This window comes from Marinibaculum pumilum, assembly GCF_042646425.1.
Classification (GTDB): domain Bacteria; phylum Pseudomonadota; class Alphaproteobacteria; order Ferrovibrionales; family Ferrovibrionaceae; genus Marinibaculum; species Marinibaculum pumilum.
This window is the reverse complement of sequence record NZ_JBHRTR010000004.1, coordinates 38,601-53,815: the sequence shown is the minus strand read 5'-3', so window position 1 is coordinate 53,815 and position 15,215 is coordinate 38,601. Positions and strand designations below refer to the sequence as shown.

Below are 15,215 nucleotides of genomic sequence, written 5' to 3'. Positions count from 1 at the left end.
CGGGTGAACGTGACGGGTGAAGGGCCGGACCGCCGGCCCGGCGGTCATGGCACGAAGGGCTGGCCCAGGCAGGCGGGCGCGGCGCCCTGCGCCGAACGGCGGCTGGCGGAGATCACCACCAGGACGACGATGGTCGCGATATAGGGCAAAGCGGACAGGAATTGAGAGGGGATCTGCACGCCGGCGGCCTGGGCATGGAACTGCAGGATTACCACCGCGCCGAACAGGTAGGCGCCGAAGAAAGCGCGCACCGGCCGCCAGGCGGCGAAGACGACGAGCGCGACCGCGATCCAGCCGCGGCCGGCGGACATCCCCTCCACCCATTGCGGGGTATAGACCAGCGACAGGTAGCCGCCCGCCAGCCCGGCACAGAGCCCGCCGAACATCACCGCCAGGAAGCGCACCGCCACCACGTTGTAGCCGATGGCATGGGCGGAGTGGTGATTGTCGCCGACGGCGCGGATGGTCAGCCCAAGGCGGGTCCGGGCCAGGATCCAGGCGACCGCGGCGACCAGGATCACCGACAGGTAGACCAGGATATCGTGGCTGAAGAGAAGCCGCCCGAGCACCGGGATCTCGGACAGCAGCGGGATCTCCAAAGCCCGCAGCTTCACGCCCGGCGTGCCGACATAGCCCTGCCCCACCAGCCCGGCGATGCCGATCCCCAGCAGGGTGATCGACAGGCCGGTGGCGACCTGGTTGGTGGTGAAGACCAGCACCAGGATCGCGAACAGGATCGACAGGGCGACCCCGGCCAGGGCGGCGCAGAGCACGCCGACATAGGCCGACCCCGCCACCTGGGCGCCGGCGAAGCCTGCGGCGGCACCGACGATCATCATTCCTTCCACGCCGAGGTTCAGCACGCCCGATCGTTCGGCGACCAGCTCGCCGATGGCGGCCAGCAGCAGCGGTGTGGAGGCGGCGATGATGGTCAGGAGCACCGCCACGACGATGTCCGGGCTCATCGCGCGCCCGCCTCACCGGTCGCGGCGGTGCCGGCGGCAGGCCTCGACGCCAGCCGGACCAGCCGCAGCCGGTGCAGGATGAAGACGTCGCAGGTCAGCACGTAGAACAGCAGGATGCCCTGGAAGACGCGGGTGATCTTGTCGGAGACGCCGATCGCGATCTGCGCCGACTCGCCGCCGATGAAGGTCACCGAGAGGAGGAAGGCGGAGAGGATTGCGCCCGCCGGGTTCAGCCGCGCCAGGAAGGCGACGATGATGGCGGTGAAGCCGTAGCCCGGCGAGATCTCGGTGCGCAGCTGCCCGATCGGGCCGGCCACCTCCATCGCGCCCGCCAGCCCCGCCAGCCCGCCGGAGATCAGCATCACCAGGACGATCGTGCGGTTGCGGCTGACGCCGGCGAACCGCGCCACCATCGGCGCGGTGCCGCTGAGCCGCAGGCTGAAGCCGGTGAAGGTACGGCTGAGCGCGAAGCCCAGCACCAGGCAGGCGGCGATGGCCAGGAGGAAGCCGATGTTCAGCCGGTCCGCGCCGATCACCGGCATCGCGGCCCAGTCGTGGAAGGGGATCGTCTCCGGGAAGTTCAGCCCCTTCGGGCTGCGCCAGGGCCCGCGCACCAGCCAGTCCAGGAACAGGTCGGCGACATAGACCAGCATCAGGCTGGTCAGGATCTCGTTGGCGCCGAAACGCACCCGGCAGAGCGCCGGGATCAGGGCGTAGAGCGCGCCGCCCAGGATGCCGGACAGCAGCATCAGCGGCAGCACGGCCAGGCCCTGGAACTCCGGCAGCACGACCGGCCAGAAGGCGGCGAAGATCGCGCCCAGGACGAACTGGCCCTCTGCGCCGATGTTCCAGACGCTGGCGGCATAGCAGACCGCCAGGCCCGCGGCGATCATCGCCAGCGGAGTCATCTTCACCAGCACCTCTTCCAGCGACCAGCCGACGGTGACCGGCTCGACGAAGAAGTAGTAGAGGCCGGCCACCGGATCCTTGCCCAGCGCCAGGAACAGGATCGCGCCGGTCACCACGGTCAGCGCCAGCGCCGCCAGCGGCGACGCCAGGGTCATCGCGCGGGCACGCTCGGACCGGCGTTCCAGCCTAAGCCGCAAGATCGGGCCCCTTCGCGTCCTGCGCCGCAATGGACGGCGACATCCAGAGGCCGATCTGTTCGGTCGACAGCTCGGCGGCCGGATGGAAGTCGGTCAGGCGGCCCTCGCAGAGCACGGCGATGCGGTCCGCGATCTCGTAGATCTCGTCCAGGTCCTGGCTGATCACCAGGATCGCGGCGCCGCCCTGTGCCAGCTCTACCAGGGTGCGCCGGATATGCGCCGCGGCGCCGGCATCGACCCCCCAGGTCGGCTGGTCGACGACCAGCAGGGCCGGCGCCCGGTCCACCGCCCGGCCGACGATGAACTTCTGCAGATTGCCGCCCGACAGCGCCCGCGCCGCCGGGTCCGCTGCGGCGGCCCGCACGTCGAACGCCTTGCGGATGCGCGCCGCGATCCGGCCCGCCAGGCCCTTCCGCAGGATGCCGCCGGCCAGAAGATCCGGATCGGTCTTCGCCCGGGTCACCAGCACATTCTCGCTGAGGGTCATGTCGGGCGCGGTGGCATGGCCCAGCCGGTCCTCGGAAATGAAGTCGGCATTCATCCGCCGCCGCGCCGTGATCCCCAGCCGTCCCACCGGCCGGCCGAAGATGGCGATCGTCTCCGGCCCCGTGCAGAGGCGCTCCCCCGACAGGGCGGCGAACAGTTCGCCCTGGCCGTTGCCGGCGATGCCGGCGATGGCGCTGACCTGCCCCGCCGGCAGGGCGAACGAGATGCCCTTGAGCGCGGTGCCGAACAGGGTCGGCGCGGGCATCGACAGGTCGCGCACCCGCAGCGCCACCTCCGCCCCTGCCGCGGCGCCGGCAGGCCGCGCCGCATGCACCGTCTCCCCCACCATCATGCGGGCCAGCTCCGCCTTGTCGGTCTCCGCCGGGACGCAGCTGCCGACGACCCTGCCGTGGCGCAGCACCGTGGCGTGCTGGCAGAGGCGGCGCACCTCGTCCAGCTTGTGGGAGATGTAGAGCACCGAGCGCCCCTCCGCCGTCAGCTGCTCCAGCATGGCGAACAGGTCCTCGGTCTCCTGCGGGGTCAGCACGCTGGTCGGCTCGTCCATGATGACGAGGTCGGGGTTCTGCATCAGGCAGCGCACGATCTCCACCCGCTGCCGCTGGCCCGACGACAGGTCGGCGACCAGGGCGTGCGGGTTGAGCGGCAGGCCGTAGCGGCTGGAGATCTGCGCCAGCTCCCGCGTGACCCGGGCCACGGAATAGTCGGCCGGCAGGGCGACGGCGACGTTCTCGGCCACCGTCAGGGCATCGAACAGGGAGAAATGCTGGAACACCATGCCGATGCCCAGTTCGCGCGCCCGGGCCGGGCTGCCGATCTCCACCGGCCGGCCGCGCCAGAGGATGCTGCCGCTGTCAGGGCGGTGAACGCCGAACAGAGCCTTTACCAGGGTGGACTTGCCGGCGCCGTTCTCGCCCAGCAGGGCGTGGATCTCGCCGGCGGCGACGGACAGGCTGACCCGGTCGTTGGCAACGAAATCGCCGAAGGTCTTCGTCACCTCCACCGTTTCCAGGATCGGAACCGGTTCCCCGGTCATCACTGCGCAGCCCCCATTTTTCCGGATTCCCCTGCCGCCCGGGTGTCGCACCGGAACTGCCCCGGCCGCGGGCGCCCCTGTTACGGTCCCGGCCCCGTCCCTGGCAAGCCTATCGCGTCTAGCAAGCCTTCTGCCAACCCGGCCGACGCAAGGCAGGGACAGGGCCGGCCGGCACCGGCGACCGGTGCCGCTCCGCCCGATCTGCCCAATTTGCGTGCAAGGGCAGGCCGACCCTGCGCCGGTTGCGGTCAGAAGGCGCGTGGCGGCATCCCAGAGACTCCGGAGTGCCGCCCTAGAGGTTCTGGAATCCCGTGGGGCGGCCCAGATGGGCGCGGCCCAGATAGCCGGAGAAGGTCTCGTACTGCGCGGACATGTGGCCGCGATACATCTGCGCGTCGTGGAAATAGCCCAGCAGGGTCGCGCCCTGGCGGGTCGCGGTCGAGCCGGCGGTCTGGAACAGGCGCTCCACCGCATCGCAGGCCATGCGACCGCCCTGCTGCAGCAGCAGCCAGAGGCGCAGATTCTCCTCCACCGTGATCGGCGTGCGGTCAGCCGCCCAGCGGCGGCAGAGCTCCATATACTGTTCCAGGCCGCGGATCAGCACCGCCTCCGCGGCATCGGTCCAGGCCAGCGCCTGGCCCAGATGGCGCTGGAAATCGCCGTGATCGGCCCGCAGCACGGTGGGGTCGGTGAAGATCGCCTGGTTGCGGACGATGCTCTCGTATTCCTCCAGCGCGGCCCGCGCGGCACCGATCACCGGCACCACCAGGGAGGCATGGTAGGGCGCCATCAGCCGGCCCAGATACATCGGATTGCCGTGCAGGCGGGTGCCTTCGGTGCCGGCCTCCATACCGTCCGGGCGCGCGGCCAGCGCTGGAATCTCCACCACGTGATGCGCCGGCACGAAGACATCCTCCGCGCTGACGCTGTTGGAACCGCTGCCCTTCATGCCGATGGTCTGGTCGCCGCCCCAATCGTCCAGCACCGTCACCTTGTCGCGCGGCAGAACCAGCTGCACGACCTTCGGCGGACCGTCGCTGCGTTCCAGCCAGGCGCCGCCCACCAGATGGGTCGCGTGGGGAATGCCGGAGCAGTAGCGCCACAGGCCGGTGACCCGGAAGCCGCCCTCGACCGGCACCGCGCGGCCCGAGGGCATCGGCCGGTGCGGCGCGATGAAGTCGCCCTTGCGGCCGAACAGCTCGACCTGCGCCTGCAGCGGCCAGTGGCAGCCGATCAGGTAGGCATGCGAGGCGCCCAGGGTCAGGCACCAGCCGGTGCCCGGATGGCCTGTCGAGACCTCCAGCATTACGCGGTAGAAGGTCACCGGGTCGAACTCGTAGCCGCCGAACAGCCGCGGCTGCATGATGCGGTAGAAGCCGGCCTTCCGGAACCGCTGGTGCATCTCCGCCGAATAGGCGCCGCTTGCATCGGCCGCCGCCGCCTCGGCCCGAAGCACCGACTTCATGTTTCGGGCGCGCGCGACCAGCTCCGCCGGGGTCAGGCCGGGCTCCGGCACCGGCAGCGGCGCCGGCACACCGGTTCCGCCGACCCGCACCATCGCCAGATCCGGCACCGAGGCATCGGGCATCCCGTAGTCCGACAGGTTGGCCGCTGAATTGGACATCACGCGCTTCCTCCACCAAGCCCGGCGTTGCAGCCGGTGCCGGCAACCATAGGCCGGTCTGCGCAGGCATTGAACCGGCAGGCGGGTCGGTGGGGAATGGGACAGGATGTCCCGCTCAGCCGGCATCCCGCCGGCCGCTCCGGAACAGGTCGCCGGCGGCCGGCCGCACCAGGTCGCCCGCCCCGCCCTCTTCGCACAGCAGCGCCGGCGACAATCCCCGCAGGATGACTGCCGGCCGGCCCTCGTCCGCCCCGCCCATGGCCAGGGAGGCGCCAGCCGCAATCTCGTCGGCAATGGCGATCTGGGTCGTCATCAGGGGCCGCCCGAAGAGGTCGGGGGCACCGCGCCGGTCGTGGATCACGGCCAGGCCGGCGCTGCCGATGGCGGTGCCGCAGGTGCCGTTGCGCCAGGCACGGCCCAGGCTGTCGACGATCATCACGGCCGGGGCATGGCCCAGCCGGTCGGACAGGGCGGCGCGCAGCTCCCGGGCCGAGCGGTCGGGATCCTCCGGCAGCAGCAGGACCGCTTCCTCCGCCGTGCCTTCCGCGCCCGCACCGGTGTTCGACCGGTCGATGCCGGCATTGGCCAGCACCAGGCCCAGCCGGTGGCGCACCACCAGGACGCCGGGCGCCGTGGCGACCACGGCCTCCGCCTCCGACAGGATCAGTTCCACCAGGCGCGGATCCTTGCCGATACCAGTGGCGAGGCGCAGCGCCTCCGCCGACGGCACCACCTCTGCCAGCCGGCGCAGCCGGCCTTCCGCCTTGGAGACGATCTTCTGCGCCAGCACCAGGACATCGCCCGCCTGCAGCCCGCCGATCGCGGGATCCGCGGCAGCGGCCGCGGCGAGCAGCCCGGCAAGGTCGTCGCCGGGGCCGATCCGCCCCAGGCCGAGCAGGGGCAGGAAGTACAGCCCGCCCGCGCCCGCCAGCGCATCGCCGCCGCCGGCGGTCCGCCCGTCCTCAGCGTCCATGCGCGGCGCCCCCGGCCAGGTCGCGGCCGAAGGCCAGCACGGCATCCGCCAGCCGGCGGCTGGCCTCCGGCCCTGTCATCATCGTGCCGGTCACCAGGACCGGCGGCGCATCGGCGCCGAACCCGCCGGCCAGCGCCGCATCGGCCTCGTCGATCACGAAGCCGTCCAGCAGGCCGCGATAATGGGCGGCGATGCTGGCCGGGCTCACGGCCAGGCCATAGCCTTCCAGGATCGCGGCAAGGGGGCCCTTCACCGCCGCACCGCCGACGATCGGCGACACCGCGACGACCGGAACGCCGGCACCGGACAGCGCGTCCCGCAGCCCCGGCACCGCCAGGATCGGGTCGATGCTGAGGAACGGGTTGGAGGGCGCGATCACGATCATCTCCAGCGCGGGATCGGCCAGCGCCGCCCGCAGCTCCGCGGTCGGAGCCGCCTGTGCCGCGCCGTCGAAGCGCACCGACAGGACCCGGGGCCCGCTGCGGTGACGGACGAAATAGTCCTGAAAGGACAGCAGGCCCTGGTCGGTCTCCAGCATCGTGGCGACCGGCTCGTCCGCCATAGGCAGCAGCGCGGCACCGATCCCGAAGCGGGCCGCCATATGGGCGGCAACCTCCGTCGGCCGGCTGCCCTGCCGCAGCATCCAACTGCGCAGGACATGCAGCGCCAGGTCGCGGTCGCCCAGCTGGAACCAGGTCTCGCCGCCCAGCGCGCCCAGGCTGTCCAGGAAGGCCCAGCTCTCGTCCCGCCGACCCCAGCCCCGGGCCTCGTCGCTGACCCCGCCCAGGGTATAGGTCACCGTGTCCAGGTCGGGACAGATGCGCAGGCCGTAATGGTCGAAATCGTCGCCGGTATTGACCAGGATCTTCAGGGCGCCGGCAGGAAGGGCCGCCGCCAGCCCGCGGGCCATGCGCGCGCCGCCGACCCCGCCCGACAGCAGGACGACGCTCACGCCCCGGGCCGCCGCATGGCCGGGCCGATGGTCATCTTGTGCCTGCCGCCAGCTGCGGCACCGCGGCGGCGGCGGCCGGGCGCAGCCCGCCGCCGTCGAGAAAGGCGCGCGTCGCCGGCCCCGCTGGCCCTGTCTCCAGCGCGGCAAGGTCGGCGGGCAGGTCGATGTCCCGTGCCGCACCGGGCAGGTCCAGGCTGACCGGCCCAAGGCCGGCGGCCAGAAGGGCCTGCCGGTGCCGGGCATGGCTGTCGGGTCCGAAGCGGAACAGCGGTCCGGCACCGGGCGGCAGGCCCAGCGCTCCGGTCCCGCCATCGGCGCAGCGCACCAGGCCGGCCCGGCGCGGCGGCGCAGCGAGGATCGCGGCCAGCGCCTCCACCTCCGCCGCCTGCAGCATCGGAATGTCCGACGGCAGGACCAGCAGCGGTGCCTGTCCCGCTGTGGAAAGATGCGCGGCACCGGCCCGGACCGCGGCATTCATCCCCAGGGATGTGCATTCCGGCAGCCAGTCGGCGCCGGCGGCCGCGGCGAGCCGCCCCGCCTCCGGCTCGGCGGAAACCAGCAGGATCCGCCCCACGCCGCGCGCCGCGGCCACCGCCGCAAGCACGTCCCGCAGCATCGCCCGCGCCAGCCCGGCCCGCGCGGCCGCGTCCATGACGGCCGCAAGCCGCGACTTGGCGGCGGCGAAGCTCTTGGCGGGGACCAGCACGTGCATGGGCAGACCGAGGTCAGGCCAGATGGGTCATGCGCAGAAGCAACAGGCGATGGGGCATCAGGCAAATTCGGGCATCACCTGCTCTGCGAACAGCCGCAGGGAATGTTCCAGCGCCGGTGTCGGAATGCCGGGAAGCTGCATGCGCAGGATGATCTCCGTCGGTGCCAGCTTGTCAATAAGCTCCTGGACGTCGCGACGGACGGTAGCCGGGTCACCGATCATGTAGCGGGAGGCGAAGTTGCGGAAATCGCCGGCCGCCTCGCTGTCGATCGGTTCGCCCGCGTCGTTGAGCAGCACCCGCTCCCCCTGCGCCGACTTCTTCACGTAGAGGGCGAAGATCTGCGACAAGGCCGGGCCGGCGATACGCTCCGCTTCCGCATCGGTATCGGCCAGGAAGGCCTCGCGGATGACCGGCCGTTCGGTCGGCGTGTAGCCGGCCGCGGCGGCGGCTTCCTCGTAGCGGCCGAACTGCTCCGTCAGTTCCCGGATCGTGTGCCGCGGCGAGGCGGTGACCGGCACCCCGCGCCGTGCCGCACGCGCCAGCAGCTTCGGGCCGGACACGCCGTACCAGATCGGCAGCCGGGCCTGCACCGGCCGCGGCACCAGCTTCACCTTCGGGATGCCGAAGAACGGGCAGTCGAAGCCGGCATCGTCGGGATTGGCCCAGGCATGCTGGATGAAGTCGATGATCGCCTCGTGCAGCCGGAAGCGGTCCTCGTAGGCCACGCCGTAGGCGGCGAACTCCTCGGAGACATAGCCGGGCGAGGTGCCCATGGTGAGGCGGCCGTTGGACAGGTTGTCGAGGGTCAGCAGGTCCTCCGCCAGGCGCAGCGGCTGGCACAGGGTCGGGATCATGATGTTGGTGGCCAGCCGCATGCGGCGGGTCAGGCCGGCCGCATGCGCCAGCACCAGCAGCGGGCTGGGCGCCCAGCCATTGTCCTGGAAATGATGCTCCGTGGTGTGGAAGGAATCGTATCCCAGTTCCTCCGCCAGCGGCAGCAGCCGGTCCATCTCGCGGAACGTGTCCCGGTGGCTCATCGTCCCGCCCGGCTCGGTGACGAAGCTGTACATCAGGGAGAATTTCACGCCTGTCCTCCGTCCTGCCCGCCCGGCATGGCGCAGCGATAGGGAATGCAACGGGCAAACCTGGCCCTTGCGTCAGCCCGTGTCCGCGCCGTCATCCGCTGCCGGTTCGTCCCACCACTCGAAGCGGTCGCGGCCGGCCTGCTTGGCAGCATACAATGCGCGGTCGGCGAACAGGATCGTCTGCATCACCGACCGGCCGGGCCGGTGCCAGCACAGCCCACTGGACACCTGGACCTCCAACGGGCCCTGCGGCGTGGTGATGGCCTGGTCGCGCACCGCCTCCGTCAGGCGGACGGCGCGCGCCTCCGCCGCCGCACGGTCGGGGACGACCAGCACGACGAGGAACTCCTCACCGCCCCAGCGGCCGACGAAATCCTCGTCGCCGACCGCGGTGGAGAGCCGCTCCGCCACCTGCACCAGGGCCTGGTCGCCGGCCTCATGCCCGAAGGTGTCGTTGATCGACTTGAAGCGGTCGATGTCGGCCAGCATCAGGACGAACCGGGCGGCATCGCCCTGCGCGGCGAGGGCGGTGAGCCGTTCCATCGTGCCGCGGCGATTGGCCAGGCCGGTCAGGGGATCGGTGACCGCGGCCGCGGCCAGCTGCTCGTTCAGTTCCATGATCTGCGACTGCATCCGGTCGCTGACCCGGCTCAGCTTCAGCAGGTTGTGCTCCAGCTTGATGTAGAGGTCGGCCAGCCAGGCGACCTCGGTCGCCAGGTCGGGATCGACCTCCTGCGCGCGGCGCCGCAGGGCTTCGATGCGTTCCTGTATCTTCTCGGGAAGCGCCATCGCGGGTGTGGCGTCAGCGCGCGATCTGGTAGGGCAGGGTCAGGTCTTCCAGCAGTTCCTCTGCCAGCTCCATCGCGCGCTCGTCCTCCGGATCGCAGCGCCAGACCACCGCGACCTGGCGCGCCTCGCCATGGGCTTCCTCCAGCAGGTCCAGCATGTCCATCATCGACTTGATGCTGCCCGTGTTGAGGTAGGATAGCTCGATCTCCAGCCGCAGCGGGCCGTCGACCCGCTCGATCGCGGCCCGAAGCCAGTCCATCAGCGGGGCATAGAACTCGAAGGTGTTCTCCGGATAGGAATCGCCGGCCAGGCGAAGCACGCCGGCGGCCGGATCGCCCTCGACAGTGGGCGACGACCGGGTCCCCTCGATCTTCAGGACATCCAGGCCTGCCATCTCGGTCGTTCCCCTTTCCGTCCCGCTCACAGCCGCACCGTCAGAGTGAAGTACAGATGCCCGTCGTCGAGTTCCGCCATCGCATGTTCCAGCGGCGCGGTGGCCAGACGGGCGATCTGCAGCAGGCCCAGGCCGGCACCGGTGGCGCCTTCGGGCACCGGCTCCCGCAGCTTCTCCTTGTAGGCCCTGCGCAGTTCCTTGGCGTCCATCGCGGCGAGCCGGTCCAGGTGGGCCACGAGCGGGGGCGCGTCCTCGCGCCGGATATGGTTGCCCGACACCACCAGGAAGCTGTCGCCCTCCCGCGCGATATGCACGGTACCGGCGTTCAGCCGGGCGCGCTGCGCCTCGTCCACCGGCGCGCTGTCGGCATAGTGGCGGATGTTCTGGGTCAGCTCGATATAGACGGCGAAGACGTCGCTGACCGACTTCCGTGCCTGCGCCTGGGCCTCCAGGTAATGTCGGATCGCCTGCCCCAGCTCCTCGATCAGGCTCTGGGAGAACGGGCCGTTGAAGCTGAGAATGATCTGGCAGCGCTCGAATATCTCGCGCAGCTTAAGAATCGTGTCCTGCTGCATGCCCCTCTCCGCCGCGTCCCGCCGCCAGGTCCAGCGCCAGGAAGGTGACATCGTCCCGTTGGCTCAGGTCGCCGCTATAGGCCTCCAGCGCCGCGACGACCCCGGCGCATTGGGACCTGAAATCACTCTCGGCGCCAGCGCGCAGCGCGTCGAACCAGCGCCGGCGGCCGAAGCCGAACCCCTTTTCCCCGCCGGGCAGATCATAAAGGCCGTCCGTTGTGAGGAACAACCGTTGCACATCGCCGACCGGCAGCCGCACCTCCTCGATCGGCCTGTCCTGCTGGCGGCGGCGGGCATAGCCCAGGCCGCCGCGCCGGCCGGCGATTTCCTGCAGGCCGTCCTTTCCCTGCCAGACCAGGCCGATGCCGGCACCGCCGATCCGCAGGTGGCTGTCGTCCATCAGGCAGAGCACCACGTCGAAGCCGTTGTCCAGCCCCTCGCCGGCGCCGCCCTGTCCCAGGCTGGCGCGGGTCAGCCGGTCCGACAGGTCCAGCACCGCCGCCGGACCGTCGGGGCCGACCTCGTCGACAGCCTGCCGCATGACGGTGCGGGCGAGCATGGTCATCAGCGCCCCCGGCACGCCGTGGCCGGTGCAGTCGGCAACGCCGAAATAGACGCCGTATTCCTTCGCGACGCAGAAGTAGAAATCGCCACCGACGATGTCGAGCGGCTGGAAGATCAGGTAGTGATCGCCGAAGGTTTCCCGCAGCAGGCCCTTCGGCGGCAGGGTCGAGCCCTGCAGCATGCGGGCATATTCGATCCCCTCCAGCAGCTTGTTGTTCACCTCCTCCAGTTCCCGGGTGCGTTCCGCGACCAGGGCGTCGAGCCGCTCGCGCTCCCGCACCCGGTCGGTCACGTCGGTGAAGGTGAAGACGAAGCCGCCGCTGGGCAGCGGATTGCCGGTGATGTTCAGATAGCGGCCGCTTGGCTGCTGGCGGTCCATCGACCAGCTCTGCCGCGCGCGTACCGGATCCATGCGCGCCGCGACATGGGCATCGACATCGCCCGGCCCGTATTCGCCCAGCATGCCGTGATGGCGCAGCAGCTCGGCCAGCGGCACGCCCGGCTGCGCCAGGGGGTCCGCCTCGTCGAGGCCGAAGAAGGTCCGGTAGGGGCGGTTGACGAAGACGATCCGCAGGTCGCCATCGACGACCAGCAGTCCCTGCGTGATGCCCGCGCCGGCCTCGCGCAGATGTGCGGCGGTCTTGTCCACGTCCATCGCCTGTCTGTCCCCTGAAGGGCCGGATCGCCCGGTCCCATGCCGATCGTCCCGTGCCGCGGACGGCCGGTCCCGCGCGGGACCGTTCCCCTCCGGCAATGTCCCGATCAGGGATCGCCCCCATCCGCGCCGCTGCCGCCGACCGGCCTGCCTGTCGCATTCCGGTCGCCGGCCCACGGCATCAGTGCAGGAGGCGTGCCATCGGGGTGGGACGCTAGCAAAGGCAGGCCGCGACGTTAACCGCCCATCGGGCCCGGACGGTTCAGGCCGGCAGAACCAGGTCGAAGCGTCCCGCCAGGGCGCCCTGCTCGACCTCCACCGCCGGCGCCAGCCGCACGGTGACCGCCGCGCGCTGACGCGCATCCAGCCGGCGATAGAGGAAATCCCGCGCATTGCCGGGCTCGTCCGCGACGAACATCTGGGTCACCAGTTCGCCGGCGGCAGAGCGGACGCCGACATGGATATGCGGAGTGCGCCCGGTATAGGGCGCCGGGCGGATGGTCCGGAAGCGGTAATGGCCGTCGGCATCCGCGATCGCACGGCCATAGCCCTGGAAGCCGGGGTCGCGGCTGGCCTGCCGGCGACTGCCCGGGTGCAGGTAGATGCCCTGCGCATCGCACTGCCAGATCTCCACCATAGCGCCCGGCAGCGGCTCGCCCGCGACGGTCATCACCCGTCCCAGGATATGGGCCACCTGGCCTTCCGCCGGCGCCGCCGCGCCGCGGACATCCACCAGGTTGTTGTCCGCGTCGGCCGGGATCTCCACCGGATAGAACGGCCCGGCGGTCTGCATCGGCGTCGGGATCAGCGACTGCGCCATGGCCCTTCGGCCCAGGACCCGGGGAACGAAGATGTAGGCAGCCAGTCCGGCGCCGCCCAGCAGGGCGGCCCGCCGCCCGATCCGGCCGGCACTGAAGGAAGAACGCATCGCATGCCTCATACCGGCCACCACGCGGTTGCCAAGGGCGGCCGTCAGATCACGAAGCTGGCGCCGCGTCGCAGGATGGCGTCCAGCAGGCTCCAGGCGGTGGAGGCGGAGGTCTTCGGATTGGCACTCGCCGCACCGCCCATGGTCACGGACAGGCGGCCGGCTGCGCCCTCCGCCTCGATGCGGCCGGTATTGCCCTGCGCCGCCGGGTCGGCCACCAGCCGCACCCGCGTCTCGTCCAGGCCGAGGCCCGCCAACGCCACCGTCGCAGCCAGGTTCGCGTTCTTCGGATAGGCGAGCGCGGCGTCGCGGGCCGAACCTTCGAAGAACGTAGTGGCCTGCGCCAGGGATTCCAGGTCCAGCTGCTCCTCCGCAGCGGTGCCGCGCCACGCCAGGGGCGGCTTCGTCGAGGTATAGGTGACCGCGGACAGGCCGGAGCGGCGCAGCGCGCCGAGCCCGTCCAGCCCGGCGATAGCCCCGGCCGGCGCAATCAGCTGCGCGCCCACCGCCTTGGCGGTGGCGGTCAGCCGCTCCAGGCGTCCCGGTGCCGCCAGGGCCCCGGTCGAAATCACCATCAGGTCGATCCCTGCCGCCAACACCGCTTCGGCATGCTCAGCCACCGCCGCCTGCCCGGCGCATTCGACGACCAGTCCGGGCGCGGCGGCGCGCAGGCCCGCGACATCCTCCACCACCGCCGTCCCGGCCGGCAGCGCATCCCGGACCGGCTCCGCGCGGCCGGGGCGGACCAGCACCGCCGCCAGGACGGGCGCATCGTCACCCGCAGCCGCCAGCAGACCGTCCGCCACCGCACGGCCGATCGCGCCAAAGCCGATCAGCGCCACCCGCTCCAGCTTCGTCATGCGCCCCTCCCTCTCCCGATCAGTATGGATGGCCCAGTGCGGCACGGCGATGCCCCGGCCGCAAGGCCGCCCCTCATGCCGGGCCGACGGAAAAACTGCGCTTCAGGCAACGCAGGCTGAAGCTGGAGCGGCTGTGCCGGATGCCTGGAATGCGGTAGAGGCGCTCCCGCAGGAACCGCTCATAGCCTTCGGTACCGGCCACCGCGGCGATCACCAGATAATCGTAGTCGCCGGTGACCAGATGCGCCTCGATCACCTCCGGCAGGTCGGCCAGGGCGGCGCCGAACCGGTCGAGCATGTCGTCGTCATGACGGTCCAGGGTGACCTCGACCACGACCGTGTCGGGCCGCCCCAGCGCGGCCTGGTCGAAAACGGTGACATAGCCCGCGATCACCCCTTCCCGTTCGAGCCGGCGCACCCGGCTCCAGCACGGGCTGGGCGACAGGCCGACCCGGTCGGCCAGCTCGCGGTTGCTGATCCGGGCCGCGCCCTGCAACTCCCGCAGGATCTTCAGATCTATGGCATCCAGCTCGATCATCGCTATGCCGTTCAGCAGAGTTCACGGCATGATCATCCGCTGATTTGCGATTTTGCGGAACAGCCATCTGGAACCCGGCATCGCATCGAACGCATTCGGCAGCACATTCCGCCCCCGGCGCGGCAGAATGCCTCTATGACGAGGACGGAACCGGAAAGGGCGGCCAGCGTGCCGCTGCTGTGCGAAATGACGGACCCTGTGGACGGGCTGTGCCGGGTGGCGACCCTGCTGCGCCGCTGCGGCATCGACCTGCTGGGGCTCGACCTCCAGCCGGTCGACAGGTCGGGGCGGAGCTTCCGGGCTGTCTTCCAGCTGGCCGGTCCCCTGCCGTTCCAGCCCGCCCAGCTGGAGGCGCGGCTCATGGCCATGCCGGCGATCGGTCGTGCCGTTGTCGCGGCGGCGCCGACCGCCGCAGATGCGGCAGCGGCTCAGACCCCCATGCCGGGCAGCCGCTCCAGGGTGCAGCCGGCAATCCGCCACGACCCGTCGTCGAGCTGCCGCATGGTATAGAGCGCGCGCACCAGATATCCGTCCGGGGCGCCGACGATCACCGGCACGACCGGTCGGCCAGCGCGGTGCTCCGGCGCCTGGAACTCCACGCTCTGCGGCCGGTAGACCGGAGCATAGCCGCGGCGCACCATGGTCATGAAGGCCTCCGGCGTGCCGAACTGCATCTGGATCTCCGGCGCGGCGAAGGCGAAGGCGGCATCGCCGTCGTCGCGCTGGAACGCCGCCATCTGCTCGGCGATCACCGCCGTCATCGCCGCCCGGTCCTCGGTGCCGATTGCGGGCTCCGCGCGGGCCGGGACCGGCAGCCATGCGGCCGCCTGCGCCAGCCCGACAAGAAGCATGAGGGCGAAAAGCATCCGCATCCCGTTTCTCCCTGCCTGTCTCCCTGCCTGCACCGGACAGGAAGGGCCACGCCCGTCCCGCCGGCCACCGCGCAGCCAACCG

Annotated in this window: 16 protein-coding genes; all 16 read right to left on the bottom strand. The window is 71.1% G+C overall.

Features of this window, described 5'->3' with window-relative positions; translation table 11 throughout:
* Window positions 1-44 precede the first annotated feature (44 nt).
* Window positions 45-965: an ABC transporter permease gene (locus tag ACFOGJ_RS00705; protein ID WP_379897462.1), complete on the bottom strand. Its 921-nt coding sequence runs from the start codon at window positions 963-965 to the stop codon at window positions 45-47.
* Complete coding sequence (locus tag ACFOGJ_RS00700) at window positions 962-2,029, bottom strand: ABC transporter permease (protein ID WP_379897461.1); 1,068 nt, start codon at window positions 2,027-2,029, stop codon at window positions 962-964. Before ACFOGJ_RS00700 ends, ACFOGJ_RS00705 begins: the two co-directional genes overlap by 4 nt.
* 31 nt (window positions 2,030-2,060) lie before the next feature.
* On the bottom strand, window positions 2,061-3,611 hold the full coding sequence (locus ACFOGJ_RS00695; RefSeq protein WP_379897460.1) for an ABC transporter ATP-binding protein: 1,551 nt from the start codon (window positions 3,609-3,611) through the stop codon (window positions 2,061-2,063).
* A gap of 292 nt (window positions 3,612-3,903) precedes the next feature.
* Window positions 3,904-5,235: a hypothetical protein gene (locus ACFOGJ_RS00690; RefSeq protein WP_379897459.1), complete on the bottom strand. Its 1,332-nt coding sequence runs from the start codon at window positions 5,233-5,235 to the stop codon at window positions 3,904-3,906.
* Between the two features lie 115 nt (window positions 5,236-5,350).
* Window positions 5,351-6,208, bottom strand: coding sequence for a coenzyme F420-0:L-glutamate ligase (gene cofE, locus ACFOGJ_RS00685; RefSeq protein WP_379897458.1), 858 nt, complete (start codon window positions 6,206-6,208; stop codon window positions 5,351-5,353).
* Window positions 6,198-7,160 carry a 2-phospho-L-lactate transferase gene (cofD, locus tag ACFOGJ_RS00680; RefSeq protein WP_379897457.1) on the bottom strand — a complete coding sequence of 321 codons (963 nt, stop codon included), beginning with the start codon at window positions 7,158-7,160 and terminating at the stop codon, window positions 6,198-6,200. The genes cofE and cofD overlap by 11 nt, the downstream gene beginning before the upstream one ends.
* A gap of 31 nt (window positions 7,161-7,191) precedes the next feature.
* Window positions 7,192-7,872 carry a 2-phospho-L-lactate guanylyltransferase gene (gene cofC, locus ACFOGJ_RS00675; protein WP_379897456.1) on the bottom strand — a complete coding sequence of 227 codons (681 nt, stop codon included), beginning with the start codon at window positions 7,870-7,872 and terminating at the stop codon, window positions 7,192-7,194.
* A gap of 57 nt (window positions 7,873-7,929) precedes the next feature.
* On the bottom strand, window positions 7,930-8,958 hold the full coding sequence (locus ACFOGJ_RS00670) for an LLM class flavin-dependent oxidoreductase (protein ID WP_379897455.1): 1,029 nt from the start codon (window positions 8,956-8,958) through the stop codon (window positions 7,930-7,932).
* 72 nt (window positions 8,959-9,030) lie between these two features.
* Window positions 9,031-9,747, bottom strand: coding sequence for a diguanylate cyclase domain-containing protein (locus ACFOGJ_RS00665; protein ID WP_379897454.1), 717 nt, complete (start codon window positions 9,745-9,747; stop codon window positions 9,031-9,033).
* 13 nt (window positions 9,748-9,760) lie between these two features.
* On the bottom strand, window positions 9,761-10,141 hold the full coding sequence (gene siaC, locus ACFOGJ_RS00660) for a biofilm regulation phosphoprotein SiaC (RefSeq protein WP_379897453.1): 381 nt from the start codon (window positions 10,139-10,141) through the stop codon (window positions 9,761-9,763).
* A gap of 26 nt (window positions 10,142-10,167) precedes the next feature.
* Complete coding sequence (locus ACFOGJ_RS00655) at window positions 10,168-10,716, bottom strand: SiaB family protein kinase (RefSeq protein WP_379897452.1); 549 nt, start codon at window positions 10,714-10,716, stop codon at window positions 10,168-10,170.
* Window positions 10,694-11,935, bottom strand: coding sequence for a PAS-domain containing protein (locus ACFOGJ_RS00650; RefSeq protein WP_379897451.1), 1,242 nt, complete (start codon window positions 11,933-11,935; stop codon window positions 10,694-10,696). The genes ACFOGJ_RS00655 and ACFOGJ_RS00650 overlap by 23 nt, the downstream gene beginning before the upstream one ends.
* A 262-nt stretch (window positions 11,936-12,197) precedes the next feature.
* Window positions 12,198-12,863, bottom strand: coding sequence for a dioxygenase family protein (locus ACFOGJ_RS00645; protein WP_379897450.1), 666 nt, complete (start codon window positions 12,861-12,863; stop codon window positions 12,198-12,200).
* 44 nt (window positions 12,864-12,907) lie between these two features.
* Entirely contained in the window at window positions 12,908-13,723 is an 816-nt protein-coding gene (locus ACFOGJ_RS00640) for an aspartate dehydrogenase (RefSeq protein WP_379897449.1), read from the bottom strand.
* Between the two features lie 73 nt (window positions 13,724-13,796).
* Window positions 13,797-14,261 (bottom strand): Lrp/AsnC family transcriptional regulator, encoded by a 465-nt coding sequence (locus ACFOGJ_RS00635; protein WP_379897448.1) that lies wholly within the window; start codon window positions 14,259-14,261, stop codon window positions 13,797-13,799.
* A gap of 428 nt (window positions 14,262-14,689) precedes the next feature.
* Window positions 14,690-15,133, bottom strand: a complete 444-nt coding sequence (locus ACFOGJ_RS00630; protein WP_379897447.1) for a DUF4864 domain-containing protein — start codon at window positions 15,131-15,133, stop codon at window positions 14,690-14,692.
* Window positions 15,134-15,215 lie beyond the last annotated feature (82 nt).

Coding starts and splice junctions, on each gene's coding strand:
- ACFOGJ_RS00705 (WP_379897462.1), bottom strand. CDS start 965: ATGAGCCCGGACATCGTCGTGGCGGTGCTCCTGACCATCATCGCCGCC.
- ACFOGJ_RS00700 (WP_379897461.1), bottom strand. CDS start 2,029: ATGACCCTGGCGTCGCCGCTGGCGGCGCTGGCGCTGACCGTGGTGACC.
- ACFOGJ_RS00695 (WP_379897460.1), bottom strand. CDS start 3,611: ATGACCGGGGAACCGGTTCCGATCCTGGAAACGGTGGAGGTGACGAAG.
- ACFOGJ_RS00690 (WP_379897459.1), bottom strand. CDS start 5,235: ATGTCCAATTCAGCGGCCAACCTGTCGGACTACGGGATGCCCGATGCC.
- cofE (WP_379897458.1), bottom strand. CDS start 6,208: ATGGACGCTGAGGACGGGCGGACCGCCGGCGGCGGCGATGCGCTGGCG.
- cofC (WP_379897456.1), bottom strand. CDS start 7,872: ATGCACGTGCTGGTCCCCGCCAAGAGCTTCGCCGCCGCCAAGTCGCGG.
- ACFOGJ_RS00665 (WP_379897454.1), bottom strand. CDS start 9,747: ATGGCGCTTCCCGAGAAGATACAGGAACGCATCGAAGCCCTGCGGCGC.
- siaC (WP_379897453.1), bottom strand. CDS start 10,141: ATGGCAGGCCTGGATGTCCTGAAGATCGAGGGGACCCGGTCGTCGCCC.
- ACFOGJ_RS00655 (WP_379897452.1), bottom strand. CDS start 10,716: ATGCAGCAGGACACGATTCTTAAGCTGCGCGAGATATTCGAGCGCTGC.
- ACFOGJ_RS00650 (WP_379897451.1), bottom strand. CDS start 11,935: ATGGACGTGGACAAGACCGCCGCACATCTGCGCGAGGCCGGCGCGGGC.
- ACFOGJ_RS00645 (WP_379897450.1), bottom strand. CDS start 12,863: ATGCGTTCTTCCTTCAGTGCCGGCCGGATCGGGCGGCGGGCCGCCCTG.
- ACFOGJ_RS00640 (WP_379897449.1), bottom strand. CDS start 13,723: ATGACGAAGCTGGAGCGGGTGGCGCTGATCGGCTTTGGCGCGATCGGC.
- ACFOGJ_RS00635 (WP_379897448.1), bottom strand. CDS start 14,261: ATGATCGAGCTGGATGCCATAGATCTGAAGATCCTGCGGGAGTTGCAG.
- ACFOGJ_RS00630 (WP_379897447.1), bottom strand. CDS start 15,133: ATGCGGATGCTTTTCGCCCTCATGCTTCTTGTCGGGCTGGCGCAGGCG.